Source organism: Pseudochrobactrum algeriensis (genome assembly GCF_018436245.1).
In the GTDB taxonomy this organism is placed as follows: Bacteria; Pseudomonadota; Alphaproteobacteria; order Rhizobiales; family Rhizobiaceae; genus Pseudochrobactrum; species Pseudochrobactrum saccharolyticum.
On the sequence record NZ_CP075360.1, the window covers coordinates 386,324 to 408,998 of the forward strand.

The window sequence follows — 22,675 nt, forward strand, 5'->3', positions numbered from 1 at the left end:
GGCTGCCGCGCATTGGTTTTGCGCTCTATATGCTGTTGTTTTTCACCTATCTGATGTTGCCGCTTGGTATTCTTGCGGCGGCTACATTTAACAGCAGCAGCTTTCCCACGATTACGCCATGGCTTGGCACCACCCTTCAATGGGTTGATGCCATGTTCAAAGACACGCAAATGTGGACTGCACTAAGCAAGTCCCTACTGATTGCAGCGGGCGTGATTGCGATTTCTCTGCCAGTCGGCACTGCCGCCGCTCTTCTTCTGACCAGCCTGCACGGGCGTTCGCGTAATTTCCTTTATGCTTTGATGGTCTCGCCCCTGCTCACACCGGGGGTCGTGATTGGCATTGCCACATTATTGTTCTGGCGCAAAACAGGGATCAGCGGCGGTCTTTTCCTGACCATTTTGGCACAATCCAGTTTCATTATTTCTTTTGTGATGCTGATGATTGCCGCACGGTTGCAGCGCTTTGACCGCACGATGGAAGATGCCGCGCTCAGTCTTGGTGCTTCCCGTGCCTATGTGTTCCGCCGCATTCTGCTGCCCTATCTGCGTCCGTCTTTGCTGGCAGCTTCATGTATCGCATTTCTGCAATCCTTTGAGAATTATAACACAACACTGTTTGTGCGCGGCACCGAAACGCCCCTCACCATCTTTATCGCCGCCAAAGTCCGTGCAGGTCTTACGCCTGCAGTGAATGCTCTCGGCTTAACGATGATGATACTTACCATTGCCGGTGCAATCGTTTGGGAGATTGCCCGCCGCAGAAAACGCTCATAGGCTGTTGATACGGGGCGTGGTCCAAAAAATATGCTGCGCCTCTGCTCCTACTTTCCATAATCTGCTGTATGTTTTTCCGTTTCTGATCAGCAACGGAGAAAGGTTGCAGAAAAACCGGGACTATCCATAAAACCTGTGATGCGATAGAAACGCGGAAGAGCGCGGTTTTCAAAAACAGACAGGGATCAGTTATGAACAATAAAAGCTATTTTACCGGCGGAGTGTTCAATGTATTCTGATATTGAGATTGCCCGCGCAGCCCAAAAGCGCCCGATCATTGAAATTGCCGCGAAACTGAATCTCGGGTCTGATGATCTGTTGCCTTATGGCCATGATAAAGCAAAACTGACCCATAATGTGGTGAACAGGCTTAAATCCGGCCGCAAGGGCAAGCTTATTCTGGTCACTTCGATCAATCCTACACCAGCCGGAGAAGGCAAAACCACAACCTCTGTGGGGCTGGGCGATGCACTGAACAAAATCGGCAAGAAAGCGGTCATTTGTCTGCGTGAGCCAAGCCTCGGGCCAAATTTTGGCATGAAAGGCGGCGCGGCAGGCGGCGGAAAATCACAAGTTATTCCGATGGAAGATATTAATCTTCATTTTACCGGCGATTTTCACGCAATCAGCAGTGCTAATAATCTGCTCGCCGCAATGATCGACAACCATATTCATTGGGGCAACAGCTTAAGATTTGATACACGTCGTATCAGCTGGCGGCGCGTGGTTGATATGAATGACCGCGCCTTGCGGGATATAACAATTGCACTCGGCGGCCCTTCCAACGGTTATCCGCGCGAATCCGGATTTGATATTTCGGTTGCTTCCGAGGTTATGGCGATCCTCTGCCTTGCGGAGGATCTGACTGATCTGAAAGCACGTCTGGCGCGGATCATTGTCGGTTATAATCTTGATAAACAACCGATTACAGCCGCTGATCTGAAGGCCGACGGTGCCATGACGGCGCTGCTGAAAGATGCATTGCAACCGAACTTGGTTCAAACAATCGAAAACAATCCCGTGCTTATTCACGGCGGGCCATTTGCCAATATTGCGCATGGTTGCAACAGTGTTATCGCGACTAAAACAGCACTGGCACTTGGTGATTATGTTGTGACCGAAGCCGGATTTGGTGCTGATTTGGGTGCTGAAAAGTTTTTCAATATCAAATGCCGTAAAGCCGGATTGAGCCCTGATGCCGTTGTTGTTGTTGCAACGATCCGTGCATTGAAGATGAATGGCGGCGTACCGAAAAGTGAGCTTGGTACCGGCAATGCAGAAGCATTGAAAAAAGGCTCCAGCAATCTCATCCGGCATATCCGTAATGTTCAGAAATTTGGCCTGCCGGTTGTGGTCGCGATCAACCATTTCGCTACCGACACGCATGAAGAAATCGCTGTACTCAATGATGTTTGCAACGAGGCCGGTGTTAAAGCAATTCTTTGCCGGCATTGGTCAGAAGGCGGTGCGGGTGCAGAAGACCTCGCTTATGAAGTAGCAAAACTTGCCGATAATAATGATGCCGAGTTGCAGCTGCTTTATGAGGACAGCCTTCCTTTGTGGGAGAAAATCCAGAAAGTAGCGCGTGAAATCTATGGTGCAGAACAGGCCAGAGCAGAACCGGCAGTTCTGAAACAGCTTGAGCAATGGGAGCGCGACGGGTTTGGGCATTTGCCTGTCTGCATGGCGAAAACGCAGTATAGTTTTTCTGTCGATCCGACCGCTTTAGGCGCACCTTCAGGCCATATTGTGCCTGTCCGTGAAGTCAAACTCTCTGCCGGAGCCGGTTTCATTGTCGCTATTTGCGGGAACATTATGACCATGCCTGGCCTGCCGAGAACACCGGCGGCCGAACATATCGGGCTTAATCACAATAATGAAATTCAGGGATTATTCTAAATTTCTGTCTGCATAAAATCCAACGTCTGCCGGTGGAAACACACCGGCAGACATTGCTAATTATAAGTCAGATATCACACATTACGGTATCTGATAACAAACCTATTTATTACGCAATTTATATCCAAGCAGTTCACCTTGTAAAACCCTATGCGCCGGTCAGGCCGTGCTGCTCTTCGATATTTTGTTTATGTCGGCTCAATTTCTTCAAAAATCCGGAGCCCTTGCCCAATCGGACTGGGGGCAATTTGACCTTCGTTAAAACCGGAAAAAGAGCAGACACAATACACACAGACAGCTTGTATCCCGCATAAAACTTACGCAATCGCAGCACGCTTAAGAGCCGGAAAGGCTGCACTCAGCGTCACGTTCAAAATTATATTCACCTGTATTTAAGAGAGATATGAGGATGTCTGAGAACTACAATATATCTCTCAAATTTATAGAAACCTGTGATAAATACAGTGAAAACCTGTTCTATTCTGACAGGTCAGCAGATTTAACCTATGGCGAAATGCGCACCATGGTCATCAATCTGGCTGGTTTTATTTCTCAGAGAAACAATCTCAAAAAAGTTGGCATCCTCGGCACAAAAAGTCCGGAAGCTTATGCAGGTATTCTCGCAGCCGGTTATGCAGGCGCTACTTATGTGCCGCTTAATCTGAAATGGACAGAGCACAGAATTGTGCAATTGCTCGAAGCATTGCAGCTCGACGCGCTCATTGTGGACAAGCAAGGGTTTGTCCTGCTTACTCCGGCGGTTTTAAGCGTTGCTCCAGATATGATCCTTGTAGCAAGTGATGAGAATATTACCCCTGCCCGCCCCATGCAAAACATCACTGCATTCTCCGGTCTTAAAGCGGCTCAACTTCCGGAACCTGCCTTCGTCAGCAAACAAGATCTGGCCTATATTATCTTCACTTCCGGCACGACGGGACTGCCGAAAGGCGTTATGATCTCAGCCGGAGCGCTTGAGAGTTATATTGAGCAGGCCAGACTGTGGACACAACTGACCCCTCAGGACAGGCTTGCCGAAACATGCGATGTGACATTTGATTTAAGCGTCCATAATCTCTTTTTATGTGTTGATGCGGGTGCGTCTCTGCATATTCTTTCGTCACTGGAGATGCTGGCACCAAGCCGCTTTATCCGTGAGCGTTCTATTACAGTCTGGATGTCTGTCCCCACTCTGGCAGCGATGATGCGCAAAAGCGGGGCTCTCAAACCGGATAGTTTACCGACACTCCGCTCATCAATTTTCTGCGGGGAACCTTTGCCGGTCGCAACTGTTGAGGCATGGTCGAAAGCAGCGCCTGACAGCACAATCGATAATATTTACGGTCCGACCGAAGGAACTGTCATCTGTCTGCGTTATCGGGTGCAGTCTGATCCGGTCATAACCCCCGGCCGTGATATTATTGCGATCGGCACACCTTATCCGTCCATGCAAGTGGCTGTTCTTGACGCTCAGCAGCGCCCTCTTCCAAACGGGCAGACCGGTGAAATTGCGCTCTGTGGCCCCCAGCTCGCTGAAGGCTATTTCAATTATGCCAATACCAGTCAAACAGACCGTTTTCGTGAGATTGAAGGCCAGCGTTGGTATCTGACCGGAGACTTGGGGATGCGTGATGACAACGGTATTTATCACCATCTTGGCCGCACGGATAACCAGATCAAGCTCAAGGGTAATCGCATTGAGCTGGAAGAAGTTGAAGCACATCTCAGACATGCGGCACAAAGCGAAATGGTTGCAGTTATCGCCTGGCCGGTTATCGAGAATTCCGTTCAGGGATTGGTTGCGTTCTGCACCAGCCCGCTAAAAGAAAACGAGATAAAATCTGCGCTGCTGAAAAATCTGCCCCGCTATATGGTGCCGGAAAATATTCACATACGGGATGCACTCCCCGTGAATAACAACGGCAAAGTTGACCGCAAACAACTCCTTGAACAAATGTAATCTTTTCCTGCAATTAAATACGGAAATTAAAATGTCTTCCTTGGATATTCAAAATATTAAAGAGCATATTACCGGCATTCTTTCGGGCTATAATATTCATCAGATTGCAGAAGATCAGCCGCTATTTTCTTCCGGATTGCTGGATTCTCTTGCTGCGGTTCAGATCCTGACGCAGTTAGAAACCGATTTTGATATTGATCTCGCCGATGAAGACTTTGATATCAATCATATAGACAGTCTTCAGTCGCTTGAGAGCTATTTAATGACACGGAAAAGCTGAACGCTTTCGTTCATTTAACATACCCGTTTCCCCTGCTTTTTAAGATTGAACGATGAAGCTGCGCCCTTTAACCATTGACCAGCTGGATTACGCCTCAGAACTGCTGAATGAAGGTTTTCATAAGCGCACAGCTGCGACCTGGAAGGCAAATCTGCTTGACATATTTAATCATGCAGAAAAGCTTGGTCACTCGACAATCGGCTATATCGCTTTTAACAAGAACGGTGATATTGGCATCTGCCTGACAATTCCGTTGGTTCGCTCGGTCTATGAGCAAAAGCCTGTCGCAGCGGCCAATCTGGCGGCATTCTACCTCAAGCCGGACTATCAGTGGATGGCAGCCTTGTTCCTGCGACGTATCATATCGGTCGCTGATATTGATTATGTTGATGTTACAGCGATTGCCACGATGCGAAAAATCAATACGCATCTGGGCTTTTCAACATCTGCCATTGCTACACTCGTCGTGCCGTTGACGATTGCAGCTTTTCGTCCTTCTAACGGAGCATCAATACAGGCTTATGACCCGCTCGCGTCAGAAAATTTTTCAGAAGACACAGCACAAATACTCAGCGATCACATCAGTCTGGGTTGTCTGGTTCTCATGGTCGAAGTGAATGGTGAACGTCATCCTGTTATTTTGAAACCTAAGAAAAGGGGCAGCCTTCGTAGTGCCAGAGTTATTCTGGTGAAAGACCGGTCGTTGATTTACGATAGTCTTGGCACGCTTGCCCGATATCTGATGTTGCGCGGCTATTTTTTCCTTGAGATGGATGTAACCAAAAAGCCTGATCTGTGGGGATGTTCGTTGCGCAAGAGATCTGCGCCTGTTCAGTCAACACTGCCACGGCTGAATAGTGCAATCGATCATACCTATACTGAACTCGTGTTCATTTTGTAATTGAGAGCGGCACGGACACGGTAAGAAACACAGCATCACCTTCGACCCTGTTTTCCGCTGCAAATTCATGAAAATATTTAATGCGTGTGGAAACGGGAAGTTTATTCACCTCGAAATTCCAGCCAATTGTTGCGCCGACCGAGGCCACGCGGCCTTTAAACGGACGTGCTGCCCCCTCACCGCTGTCGCCCGAAAGCTGCTGATAATAATAGCCGATCAGCCCTATATCGAATTTTTCATTAAGATGCTGCACTGCAGCCCATTCAAAATGAAATTCATTACCGGTTTTGTAATTGGTCACCGGATTTTCGGCATTGAACGTGACCCCGACAGCAGCAGAAAGATCTAGTCCGATATTCGGATCGAGCCATGTCGTTGCTGCAAAAGCATCTGCTCCCCAATGATGAAAGGCGATATTCGATATCTCACCCTCCTGATAATTTCCAATAGGGACATTCACCATTGTTCCCACCTGATAATGGAAATTGCCCTTCTGCCAGCCGAGAAAACCGCTGACCACCGGGTCGCCGATCGTAAAAATATCATCCTTTACATTGCCGGAAACATCACCAAAACGCGACGCGCTTAATACCAAATCGGCTTTTGTTCTTTTCAATCCGAACGGAATTGTTGCACCGATGCCTAAATGTCCGCCAGCTATTTCTTCCGGCAAAACCCATATGACGGACGACAGATTTATCAGCGCAGCGCCATTGACACCGGCTGCCAGTTTGCCACCGGTTGGCAACTGCTTGCTGCCACCGATTTTTCCTGAATAATAATAAATGTCGTTTTGGAAGAAAACACCGGGAGGGGGAGTAATAGCAGCACCGGCGCCCTTGGAGCCTAAGAGATAAAAGCCCACCCCTCCTTCTGCCGCGGATACGGCTGAAGACATAGCAGCGAGAAAAGCAACAGATAAAGATAACCGGCTGGCTGATCGGACTTTCATTGCACGCCTCCCCTTGCACAATTTGATCCGAAACTTTGATGGAGCGGCCGGAATATTCAAGAACGTTACGGTAAATCGGGGTAAACGAACGCAATGTCCGGCAGTCTTTTAGTGCCGTAAATCGTGAATTTCAGAGAGGTTGTCAGGGTAATCTATGCCGTCAGCACGGACATTTCTGCTGCGCCAGATTTGCTGCCATTGTTTCAAAAACTTCAGGGGTAACCCGCACCTGTTTTTGCTGACGGCGGCATGGTTCTTGTCAAAGTTGCCAAATGAAAGCCGACAATCCTGTTTGCATGTACAGGCAATCCGTCCGCACGTAATTTGGCTTCCTGCCGGTTGCCACGACGAAGAGCATCGAGCAAAAGCACAAGTTGTCCTGTGACAGGTAAGGTTTTAAACCGGCGTTCATCATCCGCCAAAAGCTGGTGAGCCTGCCCCCAGTTGCCATTGGTGAAATAGGCCAGTGCAACAGCCGATTTCAGCTCCCTGTTATTCGGATTGAGCGCAATTCCCCGCTCGCCTTTTCGCAATGCCAGATCAATATGACCTGCAATCAAATGCGTTTGCATCAGCGAGAATAAGACCCTGTCCGATGCAGGAGCGAGTATAGCGGCTTTATGTGCCAGCCTCAGACTGCGTTCGCTTTTCTCAATATCCGGAATATCTCCTGTATTGCTAATCAGCACACGCGCCAGTGCGGCCATTGCATCGCTGTCTGTCGGACGGATTTTAAGTGTGCGCTCCAGACAGTGTTCATCCTCGCTGAGAGGTAATCCGTTCGCCAGATTAATTTCAGCTTTGACGACGCAGCTATTTCCAAAAACGGCAAGATTATTTTCATTCACAAGTCTGGTATTGATGATGCCATTGCTGGCTGCAATCTTATAAGAAAGCTCCGATGCGAGATATTGCTCAATCTGATTATGTGTCAAATCCGCTGCTGAGACTTGCTCGACACCGGAGCCAATAATCTCATTTTTTGAACTGTCTTTAATCCGCCATGACAAATAATGCGTGTCACCTTCAGTCCGGTATTTCATACGGATGAGAAATGCCGGAATGCTTTCATTTGGATTATGCGCAACACCATTATTTATTTTAAGTATGAGCGTGTTAAAATTATTAACCGCGTTAACAATGGTGTCTCTCACTGTTTCCGATTCATGATTGCTGACTGAGTCATCATTCTTAAAATCAATAACAACAACCGGTTTTTCTGTGTCGATACCACCGTGAGAAAATAAAGAAATAGAGAATATTGATACTAATGGAATTATTATTGAGACTATAAATATAAACCATTTCTTATGCGCAGAATATCCGCTTTCTGTTTCACCCGGATAAAACCCATTATCACCGCCAGACCTTGTTACAGCTCTGTTCCTGCACCGGTTGAAAGTTAAAATATAGCGGCCTTTCGGTAGTCCGATCTCAATCCGCTTCTCGCGGCCGAAAGCCTGATAATATTGCACCAGTGCAGACCGAAGCCGGCTAAGTTCAATTCGTACAATCGGATCTGTTGAAGGGTCAAAACTTGTTGGGCGTCCCAACACATCAATTGCAATAGAGTAGCCTTTAATCGCTTCTGGTTTTCCGGAAAAATGATGCTCAGCAATATAGCGCAAAATGGCCTTTCCGCGCTCAGTAATGTGAAATCGCTCGTCAGAGAGCAATTCCTCAAGAACGGACCGCGCTTCAAGGACAGGTATGTCAATTGTGTCCAATGCATATCTATTCTGGGTCATTATCCGTACACGGGTTAGGACATGTTATTGCATATGAACGGGCTATAAATTCACATAGTCTCTATTGTTCGTCAACCAGTGTATCCTTTATTTTAGCATTTATTAATATAAAGAATTTTGATGCTTTGAGTAATTTCATCAAACTACTGAAAATACAGTGTTTTCCCGCCAAAACCTCATAGCTATTTCGGAAACAGAAAAGTGATATTGGCGCGGTAACCCCAGCCCTCAGGGCCATTATCAGGCGATGCCGCCCAATATCTGGCTCCGGCCTGAAAACTCACCGGTTGAGTGCCGAATTTTACAACTTTGGAAACAGAAAAATTAATGGGCACACTCCATTGATCACTGTTCCAGTCATAGGTGCTTTCGGTGTTCAATGCGAAAGTCCACGCATCATCAGTCGTATATGAAACAAAGGGCTGAAACATCGACGAGCTGATATCTGAACGGTCACGATCGCCTGCGAAAGACCAGATATGATTTGCCAGTGCCCCGACAGTCCATGAGCCTTCCTGTTTCAATGCTACAGCTGTCGGACCTGCTCCCCACTTTTCACTACCCAAAAGCTCATGCGTGCCGGTCGGCAAGAGAAAAACCGGCCCCATGCCCCAGATAAGTCCTCCGGGACCAGGCTTTTTTGGGGAAAAAAAGAAGCTTTGCACCGTGTCACCAAGACCGAACTGACTGCCGGATTTACCGGCAATATCTGATTGCCAGATAACGGGCACGATGGTGCGGGAAACAAGGGTCCAGTCTTCATTGAGGGAAAAAGGTATGACGGGTTGAATATTGAGCGTCGTTCTGTTCCCATCCTCGGGCCCGTAACCGCGGTCATAATTCACCTGAAACGGCACGCTGATTAATGAAGACACCGGATTGGATAATTGCTTGGCCAGATCCGTGTCTTGCGTAAGTGCCGGTAATGAGATGCAGGAAGTCAGAGCTATAATTGTCAAATACTGGAATCGGCATCCAATCATGATCGTTCCACTTCTGTTGAATAGCGTCAATTCTGTCTGTCACAGACGGAGTTAGCTCAATTGATTTTCACAGCGATCATCAAATGTGCCCTTACCCGCCACACAAGAGTGAATGACGGGTTCGGGGAACGGGTCGTTCTAAGGATTGTTGGCCTGCATCAATTGCTGAATCATGGCGTCAATATTGGCTTCCATACTTGGCTGACGCGGCGGATATTTTTTGAATGAGACAAAAAATTCCTGAACTTTTGCAATGGCAGGTGCAATCGTCCACGACCGGTTTTCCTGCCACTCATCAAAGCCGCGCGCCTGCTGGAAACGCTCAAACGGATCGAGCCTCAGATTGGTTATCACCGGCGAGGTCAGGTTGTCCTGAACGCCGTTGAACCATCTGTCCTGCTTCGTGAACAGGAATTTCCAGTCACCATGGCGCATGCCGTGGAATTTTGTTTCAGTGAAATAGAAGAATTCCTTCCGCTGACTTTCTCCCTCAGCTTTAATCATTGCAGACTGATCATAACCGTCGAGATGAACCTTATAGGTCTTGCCGCCGATCTCTTTACCGTCGAGTAGTTCCTTTTTAAGGTTTGGCTGCCCGAGTTGTGACATGATCGTCGGGATCCAGTCTTCCATCGTCATGAACTCGCCAGTCGTTTTTCCGGCGGGAATAACACCCGGCCATTTGACAGCAACCGGCACCCTGAAACCGCCTTCATAGCCGCCCAGACCCTTCTGCCCTCTGAAAGGTGTGTTGCCGCCATCCGGCCAGCTGTTGGAAGCTGCACCATTATCGGTTGAGAACATAATCAGGGTATTATCGGCAACGCCCAGCTCGTCGAGCAATTTCATCAACTCGCCGACATCATCGTCCATTTCCATTATGCCGTCGGCATAGAGACCGTAACCGCTTTTCCCTTCATATTCCGGCGAGAGATTGGTGCGGTAATGCATACGGGTAGTATTATGCCAGACGAAAAACGGCTTCTTCGCCTCTACCGCATCACTGATAAAACGCTTGGACTCTTTCAGCACATCGGCATCAAGTGTGCGTTGACGCTCGCGTCCGAAGGGGCCTTTGTCTTCAATCTTCTGCGTTCCGTCCGCATTTGCCCATGAATGAATAATACCACGTTGCGCAAATTGCTTGGCAACCTCCGGAACCTTTGGGAAATCATATTCTTCTTGATATTCACCGGCATTGAGGTGGTAGAGGATACCATAAAATTCATCAAAACCATGCGCCGTTGGCAGATGGTCGTCACGGTCACCGAGATGGTTTTTACCAAACTGACCGGTAGCGTAACCAAGCGGTTTCAGCATTTCAGCGAGAGTGGGATCTTCTTTGCTGATACCCTGAGGCGTACCCGGCAATCCGACAGTTGCCAGCCCTACCCGTAGCGGATATTGCCCGGTGATAAATGCCGCACGGCCTGCAGTACAGGAGGCCTGAGCATAATGATCCATGAACAGCATGCCTTCATCGGCAATCCGGTCGATATTCGGCGTAGAGCCACCCATCATGCCTCTGTGATATGCGCTGAGATTCCAGATCCCGACATCATCGCCCCAGATGATGAGAATATTGGGCCTTGCCTGTTTTTCCTGTGCCTTTGCCTCCGAGACAAGGCTTAAAGACCGTGGCACAGCAAATTGTGCAGCTCCGGCCAGAGCAGATGTTGCGAGCAATGCACTGAATGACAAAAAGGTACGACGCTGCATGCTTATTCCCTCCTTGACTTGTGTTCGTGATGCAATTTCGTCGGGGCAGCAGGCGTTCACCATTTTACTCAACCGTTCAAAGCTTCCCCGTGCTTTCGCGATTGGCATCGGCCTTGACTGATGGTGTGCCCCATAAAATATTTTCGTAAATTACAAATTTGGCTGTAAATCCAGAAGTACGTAACAGTAAATCCGGCGTTTTATGGCGTATGCATATGGGCGGGAAATGAGGACAAAAGAGCTGTTTTCTTCAGTCTGAGGGACGCTTCACACAGCGGAAACCCACATGGCTTGTCGACGTGTCTTCCGGCTCTGCATGCCGTGCAGCGGGACGATAGCGGCGGCAATAATTCGGCGCACAAAGATGGGAGCCACCCTTGATAACGCGTCTGGCAATCCGGATATTTGGTTGTTGCGGGTCATAGCTTAAAGCCGCCTCGCCACCGCGCGGATTATAGGGAAGGCAGCAGGGGCTGGGCGCAGGTTCAGGATGCCTGTCGCTCCAATAGTCGCTTGTCCACTCCCACACATTGCCGATCATGTCATAGGCACCATATCCGTTTGCAGGAAATGACCTGACAGGCGATGTCCGCTCATGCCCTGCTGGTTTGGTGCTGCTCGTCGGGAAGATGCCTTGCCATGTATTGGCCATTGCGATGCCATCAGGCATCAATTCATCGCCCCATGCATATTCTGTATCTTCAAGGCCACCTCTGGCTGCAAATTCAAATTCTGCCTCGGTCGGCAAATCAAGCCCTGCCCAGTCAGCATAGGCACACGCATCACAATAAGCGACATGAACCACGGGGTGATCCAGCTTGTCGCGGATATCACTCAGGTCGCCCAGAGGTTTGCGCCAGTTTGCACCGAATTTGAACTGCCACCATTGGCTGATGTCACGTCCTGCAACCGTTGCCGGCGGAGTGAAAACGAGGGAACCCGCCCGCAACATTTCCGGAAGCGCTCCCGGATAATCCCGCGCATCCGGCACTTTTTCTGCCAAAGTCACATGGCCTGTTTCTTCAACAAAACGCGCAAATTGCCTGTTGGTTACAGGTGTTTGACTGATCCAAAAACCGTCAATTTTTACCGGATGCTTTGGTGCTTCTTCAGGATAGTGATCGTCTGACCCCATCACAAAAGTTCCGCCCGGTATCCAGATCATCTCCTCCAGAACCTCATCGATATTGAATTTTTTTGAGACTTCCAGACCCATTGCCACCCTCCGGAAAACATCACTCAAAACTACAGTTTTGATTATGCTTTCAGAAGTACGTAACGGTAAATCTCTTGATGAAACGGCAGACAATCAGAAATTAATTATGCCCGATAAACGGCATCTGCCGGACAAATGTCCTGTTTTCCAAACTATCCAGAATAAAAGCGGCAACCTCTTCAACTGTTATGAACCGAAGCTGCACATTGCGCGGTGTCCGGGTCAAAATATGTAATGGTTCTTTCGTCGTGCGGGAGCGGAAAGGTGCCGGACGAATGATTGTCCAATCGAGGCTGCTTTGCCCGATTATCGCTTCCTGAATGTCTTTATCTGCATATTGATGACGAGTAATGAACGGATAAATGAGGTAATTATAAAACCATCCGCCATGACCTTTGGTATCTCCTGCGCCAATCCCCGTTATTACAACAAGCCGGTTCACTCCTGCAGCCTGCATCACATCCACAAGCTCTCTGGTCACATCAGAAAAAAGCGTCGTTCTTCCGGTGTGATCAACACCAAGACATACAACCACGGCATCATGACCGGTAATATTTTGCTCTAAAAATGCTTTATCCGCAGGCGCTCCGACGGCTATATCGAGATTGAATCCCGCGACAAGTTTGCGGGCATCCCGTGTCTGCGCTGTCACTTTGTGACCACGCGCAACACATCGCTGAACGAGTATTGAGCCTACTTTGCCCGAAGCTCCCAAAATAAACACCCGAAGCTTTTCCGGTTTTGTAACAGAGCTGCTCTTCATAGCTTACTATTCATCCTGACTTCAGTCCCCAACACGCAAAGCCGGCATGTTGCGCCCGTTCTGATGCAGGGTCAGCTTTGTGGCTTTTCCGTCTTCCACAGTGAAACTGATTTGTGCATCAACTTCGCGCAGAAAGAATTTCGTATCGCTCTCCGGATAGGCTGCAAAACGCTGCTGACCGGTCAGTTGCAGAAATAACTGCCCCTTTTCTTCGGTTATGCTCATAATTGCACCGGGGGCGAGCAGATACTGCCCGACATAAGCGGGCAGTTTTGCGGTATCAATCGCAACAGCAATGCGTATCGGAGGCTGGGGCAGCAGTTCTTGCCGCGCGTCCAGCAAATGAGCGCCGATATCATCAATACCCGTAATGCTCAGGCGATTGGACAAGACAACAACGCCATTGCCATTCTCACGGTCGAAACCGGCGAAACTTTCAAAACCGCCTGTCCGGCCATTGTGCCAGACAATCGTACGGCGGGCGAGTTTGGAAATGACCGGACCAAGGCCGATCTTTTGTGCCTTTCCACCGGCAGATCGGCTATGTTCCGTCAGCAAGGCAAAGGCAGGTTTAAGCGGGGTTTCCGTTTGTCCTGAAGCTGCAGCTATAAATTTGGCAAGATCACCAGCCGACGTGATGAGCGCGCCAGCCGGTGCGAATGCATCAAAGTCCCAATGGCTCACCGGTTCCCCGCCCCGCCCATGACCTGTTGCCATATCCGGCTGCGGATTACCGGTCAAAGCCAGCACGCTTTGTTTCATGCCCAGCGGATCAAGAATTTCCTGCTGCACCATCTGGGCATAAGAACGGCCATCAATATGGGTAACCACCAGTCCCAGCAGTGCGGTACCGGCATTAGAATAGGAAAAATCCTTACCGATCGACCGGTTCAGACGATATGTCGCCAGCCAGTTGAAAAGACCCTGACTGCCATAGCCGGCATAGGGGTTATTTATATCCGCAGTCATCAGATCATCCGGCAGGCTTGGTAAACCGGATGTATGCGTAGCAAGATCAAACGCTGTAATTGCCTTGCCCTTATAGGTTGGCAGAACAGTATTTGCAGGCAGATAATTGGCAATCGGGGCGTTGAGATCCATCCGCCCGTCCAGTACCAGTTGCGCCAGCAGCAGATTGGTGAAAACCTTGGTAATCGAACCGGCTTCAAACAGAGTATTCTCGTCAACCGGTCGCGGATCATTACGGCCAAACTGACCATGTGATACAAAGCGGGATCTGCCATTCTCGATCAAGGCAACAACAATGCCGGTCTGACTTCCATCAATTCGGTCGGTCAGAATTTTCTTAACGTCATCATCAGAAGGCAGTGTCACTTCTTCAGCAAAGACCGGCACCAGCATCAGAGCTGTGGCCATAAATGCAGACAGAACGCGCTTCATATTTATCTCCAGTCACTGGTGTTCAAATCTGGAATAAAACTGCGAAGATATGGCGGGGAATTTACCCAAATCGGTCTTATAGAAGATGATTTTCACAGGGCTGTTTTTCCGCCACTATGTTAGAGCATAATTCCTTAAGCTTGGATCAGTTTGAAGTAAAATTATGCTCTCATTTTAAAGTGTTAGAGCGACCTTTGTGTGCCAAGTCTGGCACACGGCGCTCTAGTTCAGATGTTTTCAATAAAAAAGGCCGGAGCCGTGTATGACAACACCGCTCCGGCTTTCCTCGTTAATATCACACTGCGATGCTTTAGAAATCAAACGAAGCGGAAAGCATGAATGTACGCGGTGCACCGGCCGAGATAAAACCACGGGCTGACGATGCCCAGTAATTTTCGTTGAGAACATTCTCAACGGTTGCTCTGAACTCTACCGGCTTGCCATTCTCACGGAGCATTGTGTAACGCGCGCCCAGATCAACGCGTGTCCAGTCTGGTACTTTCTGCAGGTTTTTCTGGTCATAATAAGTGCTGCCCGTATGCACAACACGGCCGGTCAGCGTCAGCCCCTCAACCCACGGCGTGTCATACTCACCATAGAGACTGATGGCTGTTTTCGGAACACCCGGAACTCTGTTACCGTTCGTTTCGGGATTTCCTGTTTTATCCAGCTCGGCATCCATAAATGTAATACCACCCAGCAAACGAATACCGTCAACCGGCTCGCCGAACACAGAGAGTTCCAGCCCGCGATTGACCTGAAGACCGTTCACCGCAAAATTGTTTTTCGCATCAGTAAAACCATTCGGCTGTCTGATCTCAAACAGAGCTGCACTCAGCATCAGATCACCAAGATCATATTTGACCCCGATTTCCTTCTGCTTATTCACCACAGGAGGAAAACTCTCTGTATTATTGGCTGCGCGGGACGGTGGTGTCGGACCTTCTGTCAGCGCTTCTGCATAATTTGCATAGACCGACAGGCTGTCGGTCACATGCGCAACAGCAGCGACGGCAGGGCTGAATTTAGATTCCGAATAATGATAAATCTGCGCACCAAACGGTACATCCGGATTTGGGCGTGTGTTGAAGGTACGTGTACGCATATGCTGATAACGCCCGCCAAGCGTTAACTGGAACCGGTCATCCGCGAAAGAGAGTGTGTCAGAAATCGCGATGCTGTTAGCGACCAGCTCAGAGAACGGATAGAGATTATCCGAGCGTGGCAGCCCGCTTATATCCACCCAGTTATCAGGCACATAGGCCGGATTGTAGATATTGATTGGGTATTTTCTGAAGCCCAGTTTTCCCGGATGGAAGCGACCGCGATGGTTCTCGTTTTTCGCGCCACTCACCGAAATATTGAACTTATGGCCGACAGGCCCGGTATCAAATTCGGAGCGCACACCAACCTCACCCGACAGCCCCTGAATCTGCTGCGGATTATAGCCAAATTCAGCTTCTGCATCGCCGTTGGAATTGAGAATTGTGTATGATGTAGACAGGAAATCCTCACGATAACGGCTGATGCCACCGGCGGCATAGACAGTCGTATTATCCAGAACATCAACCTCGACACGGGCCGCGGCCATATTGTGCTTGCTGTCGTGATATTCGAACGGATTGGCTGTGTTAATCCGGCCATTCGGTGCATCCGGAATTACAACACCTTCTTTTACCGCATTAAACAGCGAAGTCGGCGCATCGATATTCTGTCGGGAATGATTGAGATCAAGCGAGGCACGTACCCGTTCACCGCGATAATCAAGCCCAAGCGACAAGACACCAACCTGAATGTCATTATGCTTCATCGCAGTCTCACCGCCACGATAAGAGCCGTTGAAGCGAATGCCCCATTCCCCGTCCGGTCCGAAACGACGACCAACATCAACATGCGACCATAATTGGGCATCGGACATATAGGTCGTTGTCAGGCGTGTCAGCGGTTCATCCGCAGCACGTTTTGGCACCAGATTGATTGTACCCCCGACGCGACCGACACCGCCATTGACCAGAGCGCTTGGCCCTTTGAGCACCTCAACGCGTTCAATGCCTTCAAGATAGCTGCGGCGCGGATTGGCAAGGTAGAAAAGTCCGTCATATGCAACATCCAGATTAGTCACCGAGAAACCACGGATGAAGAAAGAATCGCGCTCACTGAAAGTCGGTGCATCCTGACGCACGGACGGATCATTGAGTGTAATATCAGCGATCGATTTTGCCTGCTGGTTGCGGATCAGCCTATCTGTATATCCGGTCAAGCTGAATGGTGTATCGCGAACAGACCGGTTTCCGAGTGTTCCGAGTTGCGCACCGGTGGCAACCTGCCCGCCGGTATATTCAGCCGGTGGTTGGCCTATAGTGCCGGTAGAAGGATGTCCCTGCCCCACCACCACAATTGTATCCAGCACTGTTGCACCAGTGGTATCGGAAACCTGTTGAGCCTGCTTTTGGCGCGGCACGCGATCAGTCTTGCCTGTTTCCTGAGCAAAAGCCGCCACAGCACTGATAGCAAGCAATGAGACACCGGCTAAAGCGGCACAGCCGCGCTCATAGGTAACCAATTGATATCTGCCCCTCATTCCAATCCCCAAGTTTTCAAAAAATGTAAAAATTCAATGGTCATCATTACTTGTCAGCAAAACCGACATGTCATAAGAACGCGTGCATTCGGTTTTGGGGTGTCATCACATCTGCCCAAACTTAGCCGTCTTAAGAACAATAATATTATCTGCGATATTAAACATGATTATATAAGTCAAGTTTATGCGCCCGTCTTGTGCACATGCAGATCAGTTCTTGATGAAATATCCACACATTCCGAAAACACCTCTGCCTGATCACTGACAGATCAGATGCCGATGCGTGGCTCCATGCCCAAAAAAGTGAATGTTTTCCGAATGATTTCACCCGCAACCGGTGCTGCGGTTACACCGGCCGTCTGTCCGCGCGTGGCAGATTTCGGAGCCGGATCATCAACGATAACCAGATAGACATATGTCGGATCGTCCATCGGCATGGCCGCTGCAAAAACATTGAAATTCCTGTTCTTTGCATAACGGCCGTTGACCACCTTCTCTGCCGTACCGGTTTTCCCGCCGACATTCAGACCGCTGATATTCGCACGACGGCCGGAGCCTTTTTCCGCGCTCAAGCGATATAAATGCCGGACAATTGCACTTGTTCTTTCCGTGACAAGACGGCGGGCAGGCAAAGCGGAATGGTCAGCATCCCGCTTCAGGAGTGTCGGCGTAACGAGAACACCGCCGTTCAATATTCCGCCAATACCGGCGGCTGTTTGCAATGGCGTGGTTGCAAAACCATGACCGAAAGCTGCGGTAATCGATGTCGGCACAGACCAGTGCCGCGGCTCCATTGGTTTTGCTATTTCCGGCAGTTCCAGCGCCGCTCTCTCCAGCAGGCCGGAACGGATAAGAAAGTTCCGGTGCCCTTCCACCCCGACAGAAAGCGCTTCCTGTGCGGAGCCGATATTGGAAGAAAACAGAAACACTTCCTCCAGCGTCAGCGGCCGTTTCTTGCCAAAATAATCACGCACAAGCTGATTACCGACCCTGATCGGATTGGTCGCGTCGTAGATTGTATCAAGTCCGGCACCCGCATGTTCAACCGCCATCGCCGTTGTAAAGGTCTTAATGATAGACCCCATTTCCGAGGCACTGGCTGTTATACGGTTCAGACGGTCAGCAAGATGTATCTCCGCAGGCGTATTGGGATCAAAATCCGGCAATGAAACCAGTCCTAAGATTTCGCCTGTTTTAATATTGAGAATGAGACCACCGACACCCGCCGCACCATATTTGACAAGCGCTTTCGACAATTCGTCATGCAATGCATGCTGCACACGTAAATCAATGGATGTCACAACCGGCGCAAAATGTTCAGGGTTGGAAAAACCGGCATTGCGGATATCAGCAATGCCCTGCCCGTCAATCCATTTCTCCAGACCGGCAACACCTGTATTGTCAATATTGGTCAGGCCGACAATGTGCGAAGTGGTACGTCCGGCCGGATAGGCTCTTTGTAATTCGGTGCGGAAGCCAATACCGGGAATACCTTCTGCCATCAGCCTGCTTTTAACCGACGGCGTTAATTGCCGTGCAAGCCATATAAAACGGCGTTGCCCCGACAATTTCTTATAAAGCGTTTGCAGCGGAATCTCGGGAATGATGCGGTGCACTTTTTCTGCCACTTCATCAATATCCGTAATACGGCGGGGCTCCGCATAAAGTGAATATGCCTTGATATCTATCGCAAGGATTTTTCCGTTCCTGTCCAGAATAAGCGGCCTGTGCATGCCGACAGGAGACATTGCGGCATGTTCTGAAGCAGGTACAATCGTGCCAAAGTAAATCATCCTTGAAAACAGCACGCAATAAATTGCAATGAACAAGAATATCGCAAGTATATATCTGTTTGTATTATACGATTTCTTCATACACACACTAAAATTAATAATTAAAACTTCTTTGGCGGATTTTTTGTTATTCACAAAAATTCACGAATGATTTCACATAGAAATAAATGATGTGATAGTATATTAGGGCTCGATAAGTCTCAATTCACCGCAATTTTCACTCACTTTCAGCGCGGATAATGCAATGCCCGATCAAAATAAGCTGGATGATTACGACAAATCGCTTCTCAGACTGCTTCAGGAAGATGCCTCAAGATCACAAAAAGAATTAGCCGAGCTTATTCATCTGTCCCCCGCCGCCGTGCAGCGCCGCATCGCCAAACTTCAGAAAAAAGGCATCATCAAAAAATTTGCAGCCGTTGTTGATCCTGCTGCCGTCGGTCTGCCCGTGACCGTTATTGTCGAGGTCACGCTCAGCGACGAGCGGTCAGCGACCGTCGCCGCGGCCAAAAAAATGTTCAAAAATGCTGAGGAGATTCAACAATGTTATTGGGTTGCGGGCAGTGCAGGCCTGATCCTGATCATGACCGTTCCAACGACGGAAGAATATGAAAGCAGGACAGCACAATTATTAGGAGAAAATCATCTGGTAAAATCTTACAGAACCATCGTTGAACTGGACAGAGTGAAAGTCGATCTGTCCCTTCCCTTGTAATAGTCTTCCTGTCATATTTATTAAATTCGCCTTATTCATAAAATGTCAGACTGACTTGATATTTACAGAGTTATTTTTTGTTTTCTTAAAAACATGAAACACTAACCTGCGAGAGTTTTCATGCCAGCAAAGTTCATTATAAACGCACCGGTATTTTTCGGATCCATCATTGTCATCGGTGTGTTTCTAGCAGTCGGAATCGTGGTTCCCGATCAGGCTGCGAGTATTTTCACCCAGCTTCAAACCGTTATTCTCGCAAATTTCGGATGGTTTTACCTGCTATCCGTCGGCATTTTTCTGGTCAGCGTATTGCTTCTCTGTCTGGGACGGTACGGGCGCCTCAAACTCGGCCCCGATGATTCAACCCCTGATTTCAGTTTTCTCTCGTGGATTGCAATGCTTTTCGCTGCGGGTATGGGTATCGGGCTGATGTATTATGCCGTCGGTGAGCCGATGACGCATTTCATGGCACCGCCAACCGCAGAGCCGCGCTCCATTGCAGCAACACGTGAAGCCATGGCGGTTACATTTTTCCATTGGGGAATTCACGCTTGGGCTATTTATGCCGTTGTCGGCCTGTCCCTTGCTTATTTCGGATATCGTTACAATCTGCCGCTCACCATCCGCTCCGGCCTTTATCCGCTGCTCAAAGAGCGGATTAACGGCCCGATAGGCCATGCGGTCGATATTTTCGCAATCGTCGGCACCATGTTTGGTATTGCAACCTCGCTGGGACTTGGCGTTTCGCAGATTAATGCCGGACTTCACTATCTGATCGGCCTGCCAATCGGGTTGCAGGTTCAGCTGCCACTTATTATTGCAATCACGGCACTGGCAACGATTTCCGTTGCAACAGGTCTGGATAAAGGCGTGCGCATTCTCTCTGAGACCAACCTGCTGCTTGCTATTCTCCTGATGCTTTTTGTGCTGATTGTGGGGCCTACAGCAGAGCTTTTCCGTGATCTTGTACAAAATATCGGCCTGTATCTCGATACAATCGTTCTGCGTACTTTCAATATCTATGCCTATGAACCAACGCCGTGGGTCGATGCATGGACACTGTTCTACTGGGCATGGTGGATATCGTGGTCGCCTTTTGTCGGCATGTTTATTGCCCGTATTTCGCGTGGCCGCACGGTCAGGGAATTTGTGACAGCGGTGCTGTTTATCCCGGCCGGTTTCACATTCTTCTGGATGACCGTTTTTGGCAATTCGGCAATTCTTATTGATACGACAGTTGCAGGCGGCAAGTTAGGAGCAGAAATTGCTGCTGATGTCTCCGTCGGCCTGTTCCACTTCTTTGAATATTTGCCATGGACGACGCTGACCTCGACTTTGGCGGTCATGCTGGTTGCTATTTTCTTTGTTACATCTTCGGATTCCGGCTCTCTTGTTATCGATTCAATCGCCGCGGGCGGGGAAACAGAAACAACAACCGGACAGCGGGTCTTCTGGTGCACATTGGAAGGTGTGGTCGCTGCAAGTCTTTTGGTTGCAGGTGGTCTTGGAGCCTTGCAGGCTGTGACCATTGCAAGCGCCCTGCCATTCAGCATCGTCATGATCGCGCTTGTCTGGTCACTGTTTAAGGGGATGAAAGCCGACCTTGCACAACAAGCCGCCCATGCCGCAATTCCGGTTGCACCAAGTGCGCAACCAGCCTCGGGTCTCACATGGCAGCGCAGATTGTCGCTGATTTTGCATGCGCCAACACAGCGTGAAGTTGCAACATTTATCGCAGGCCCCGCCAAGGACGCTTTGAATGCAGTCACCACCGAACTGAATAATCGCGGTCGGGAAACCGTTGTGGTTACAGAAGACAATGGTGCAATTGCACTGCGCTCTACGGCAGAAGGCACACGCGATTTTATCTACGGCATTATGCCCGTTGCCCAGCACATCCCTGCTTTTTCGACGCTGGGGGTCGGCAAGCCAAATCTCCGTCATGAAGCACGGACATATTTCTCAAGCGGCGGCAGAGGTTATGACGTGATGGGCTTCACAAAAGAGCAACTGATCGTGGATATTCTGGTGCAATTTGAAAGATATCTGGCTTTGGTTCATGCGCCGGAAACACAACTGGTACACAGCGCGCCGGAACATTCAGCGGATATGTAAATTTCCCACATGCTGAAGGCCGGATGAAGCCATTGATACACACATAAAAGCACGCGTTGCTCCATATGGCAGCGCGTGTTTTGCGCATACCTCAAAAAACGACGCTTTAAGACTGATAAGTTCACTCAGAGATTTTATTCTAAACTAAAATCTATACTTAAAAATCAGCTTATTTAAATTAATTTTTTGCTTGTAAATAATCAAGAAATGATAATTCCGCAGTACAAATTCAGAACATAAATTTTATACATTGACATATAATTATAGTTGTAAGATTTAAAGGCAGAACACTTTGCTGTTCATATTGTTGGCGGACAATTCGAAAACCGCGCCGGTTTAGTTAACCGGCTATTTCTCAAAACAGGACTTATCCATGAGTGAGATTACAATCTCGCGGGACTCCGAAATTTCATTTCGGCGTATATCTGCGTTAACTGTCGAAGATGTCTGTGATCTGAGTGAAACGCTCTCCGATGAGCATCGCGGCATGGTTGCCGACAATAGTACATCCATTGCCGCAGCGCATTTTTCCGAAAATGCCTGGTTCCGTGCAATTTATGCTGACGATACACTGATCGGCTTCATTATGCTGCATATTGGTGCCGACCATGATGACGGAATTGACTGTCCGGGTGTCTTTTTATGGCGTTTTATGATCGCAACACCATTCCAGAAATTCGGCTTTGGCCGTCAGGCTATCGGGCTTTTAAAGCGTGATATGAAGCTCAAAGGCTATAACGAGATTTTCACAAGCTACGGCACCGGAGAAGGCAGCCCGGAAGGTTTTTACACTCTTCTTGGCTTTGAAAAAACCGGCGATAGCTATGGCGATGAACTGGAAGCCGTGTTGAAATTCTAAATCAAATTACGGGCGTT

General features: G+C 48.9%; 17 protein-coding genes. 8 read left to right on the top strand and 9 right to left on the bottom strand.

Features of this window, described 5'->3' with window-relative positions:
- Positions 1–29: 29 nt before the first annotated feature.
- From KHQ09_RS02065 to KHQ09_RS02085, 5 genes are all read left to right on the top strand, one after another.
- Positions 30–776 (top strand): ABC transporter permease, encoded by a 747-nt coding sequence (locus KHQ09_RS02065; RefSeq protein ID WP_238481790.1) that lies wholly within the window; start codon positions 30–32, stop codon positions 774–776.
- A 228-nt stretch (positions 777–1,004) separates the two neighbouring features.
- A complete protein-coding gene (locus KHQ09_RS02070; protein WP_213600251.1) occupies positions 1,005–2,675 on the top strand; it encodes a formate--tetrahydrofolate ligase in 1,671 nt (556 codons plus the stop codon).
- Between the two features lie 409 nt (positions 2,676–3,084).
- Positions 3,085–4,632 (top strand): AMP-binding protein, encoded by a 1,548-nt coding sequence (locus KHQ09_RS02075; RefSeq protein ID WP_213600252.1) that lies wholly within the window; start codon positions 3,085–3,087, stop codon positions 4,630–4,632.
- Positions 4,633–4,672: 40 nt separating this feature from the next.
- Positions 4,673–4,912, top strand: coding sequence for an acyl carrier protein (locus KHQ09_RS02080; RefSeq protein ID WP_213600253.1), 240 nt, complete (start codon positions 4,673–4,675; stop codon positions 4,910–4,912).
- 52 nt (positions 4,913–4,964) lie between these two features.
- Entirely contained in the window at positions 4,965–5,813 is an 849-nt protein-coding gene (locus KHQ09_RS02085) for a hypothetical protein (protein ID WP_213600254.1), read from the top strand.
- Here KHQ09_RS02085 and KHQ09_RS02090 read toward each other — a convergent pair.
- The 9 genes from KHQ09_RS02090 to KHQ09_RS02130 all read right to left on the bottom strand — a co-directional run bounded on the left by KHQ09_RS02090 (position 5,803) and on the right by KHQ09_RS02130 (position 18,969).
- Positions 5,803–6,711, bottom strand: coding sequence for a SphA family protein (locus KHQ09_RS02090; RefSeq protein WP_238481540.1), 909 nt, complete (start codon positions 6,709–6,711; stop codon positions 5,803–5,805). The two genes, KHQ09_RS02085 and KHQ09_RS02090, sit on opposite strands and share 11 nt — an antisense overlap.
- Before the next feature lie 266 nt (positions 6,712–6,977).
- On the bottom strand, positions 6,978–8,513 hold the full coding sequence (locus KHQ09_RS02095; protein WP_213630807.1) for a tetratricopeptide repeat protein: 1,536 nt from the start codon (positions 8,511–8,513) through the stop codon (positions 6,978–6,980).
- A 182-nt stretch (positions 8,514–8,695) separates the two neighbouring features.
- The gene (locus KHQ09_RS02100) at positions 8,696–9,526 is read right to left on the bottom strand and encodes a transporter family protein (RefSeq protein WP_238481528.1); all 831 of its coding nucleotides are present in this window, start codon (positions 9,524–9,526) and stop codon (positions 8,696–8,698) included.
- A gap of 108 nt (positions 9,527–9,634) precedes the next feature.
- Entirely contained in the window at positions 9,635–11,215 is a 1,581-nt protein-coding gene (locus KHQ09_RS02105) for an arylsulfatase (RefSeq protein ID WP_213906439.1), read from the bottom strand.
- Between the two features lie 250 nt (positions 11,216–11,465).
- A complete protein-coding gene (locus tag KHQ09_RS02110) occupies positions 11,466–12,431 on the bottom strand; it encodes a formylglycine-generating enzyme family protein (protein WP_213600257.1) in 966 nt (321 codons plus the stop codon).
- A 100-nt stretch (positions 12,432–12,531) separates the two neighbouring features.
- Positions 12,532–13,194 carry an NAD(P)-dependent oxidoreductase gene (locus KHQ09_RS02115; protein ID WP_213600258.1) on the bottom strand — a complete coding sequence of 221 codons (663 nt, stop codon included), beginning with the start codon at positions 13,192–13,194 and terminating at the stop codon, positions 12,532–12,534.
- A gap of 21 nt (positions 13,195–13,215) precedes the next feature.
- Positions 13,216–14,595, bottom strand: a complete 1,380-nt coding sequence (locus KHQ09_RS02120) for a serine hydrolase (RefSeq protein WP_213600259.1) — start codon at positions 14,593–14,595, stop codon at positions 13,216–13,218.
- A 310-nt stretch (positions 14,596–14,905) separates the two neighbouring features.
- The gene (locus tag KHQ09_RS02125; RefSeq protein ID WP_213600260.1) at positions 14,906–17,176 is read right to left on the bottom strand and encodes a TonB-dependent receptor; all 2,271 of its coding nucleotides are present in this window, start codon (positions 17,174–17,176) and stop codon (positions 14,906–14,908) included.
- A 269-nt stretch (positions 17,177–17,445) separates the two neighbouring features.
- On the bottom strand, positions 17,446–18,969 hold the full coding sequence (locus KHQ09_RS02130) for a peptidoglycan D,D-transpeptidase FtsI family protein (RefSeq protein WP_213600261.1): 1,524 nt from the start codon (positions 18,967–18,969) through the stop codon (positions 17,446–17,448).
- A gap of 244 nt (positions 18,970–19,213) precedes the next feature.
- On the opposite strand from KHQ09_RS02130, the gene KHQ09_RS02135 reads away from it, so the two are divergent.
- From KHQ09_RS02135 to KHQ09_RS02145, 3 genes are all read left to right on the top strand, one after another.
- Positions 19,214–19,684, top strand: coding sequence for an Lrp/AsnC family transcriptional regulator (locus KHQ09_RS02135; RefSeq protein ID WP_213600262.1), 471 nt, complete (start codon positions 19,214–19,216; stop codon positions 19,682–19,684).
- A gap of 120 nt (positions 19,685–19,804) precedes the next feature.
- Complete coding sequence (locus tag KHQ09_RS02140; protein ID WP_213600263.1) at positions 19,805–21,799, top strand: BCCT family transporter; 1,995 nt, start codon at positions 19,805–19,807, stop codon at positions 21,797–21,799.
- Positions 21,800–22,172: 373 nt separating this feature from the next.
- A complete protein-coding gene (locus KHQ09_RS02145) occupies positions 22,173–22,658 on the top strand; it encodes a GNAT family N-acetyltransferase (protein WP_213600264.1) in 486 nt (161 codons plus the stop codon).
- Positions 22,659–22,675 lie beyond the last annotated feature (17 nt).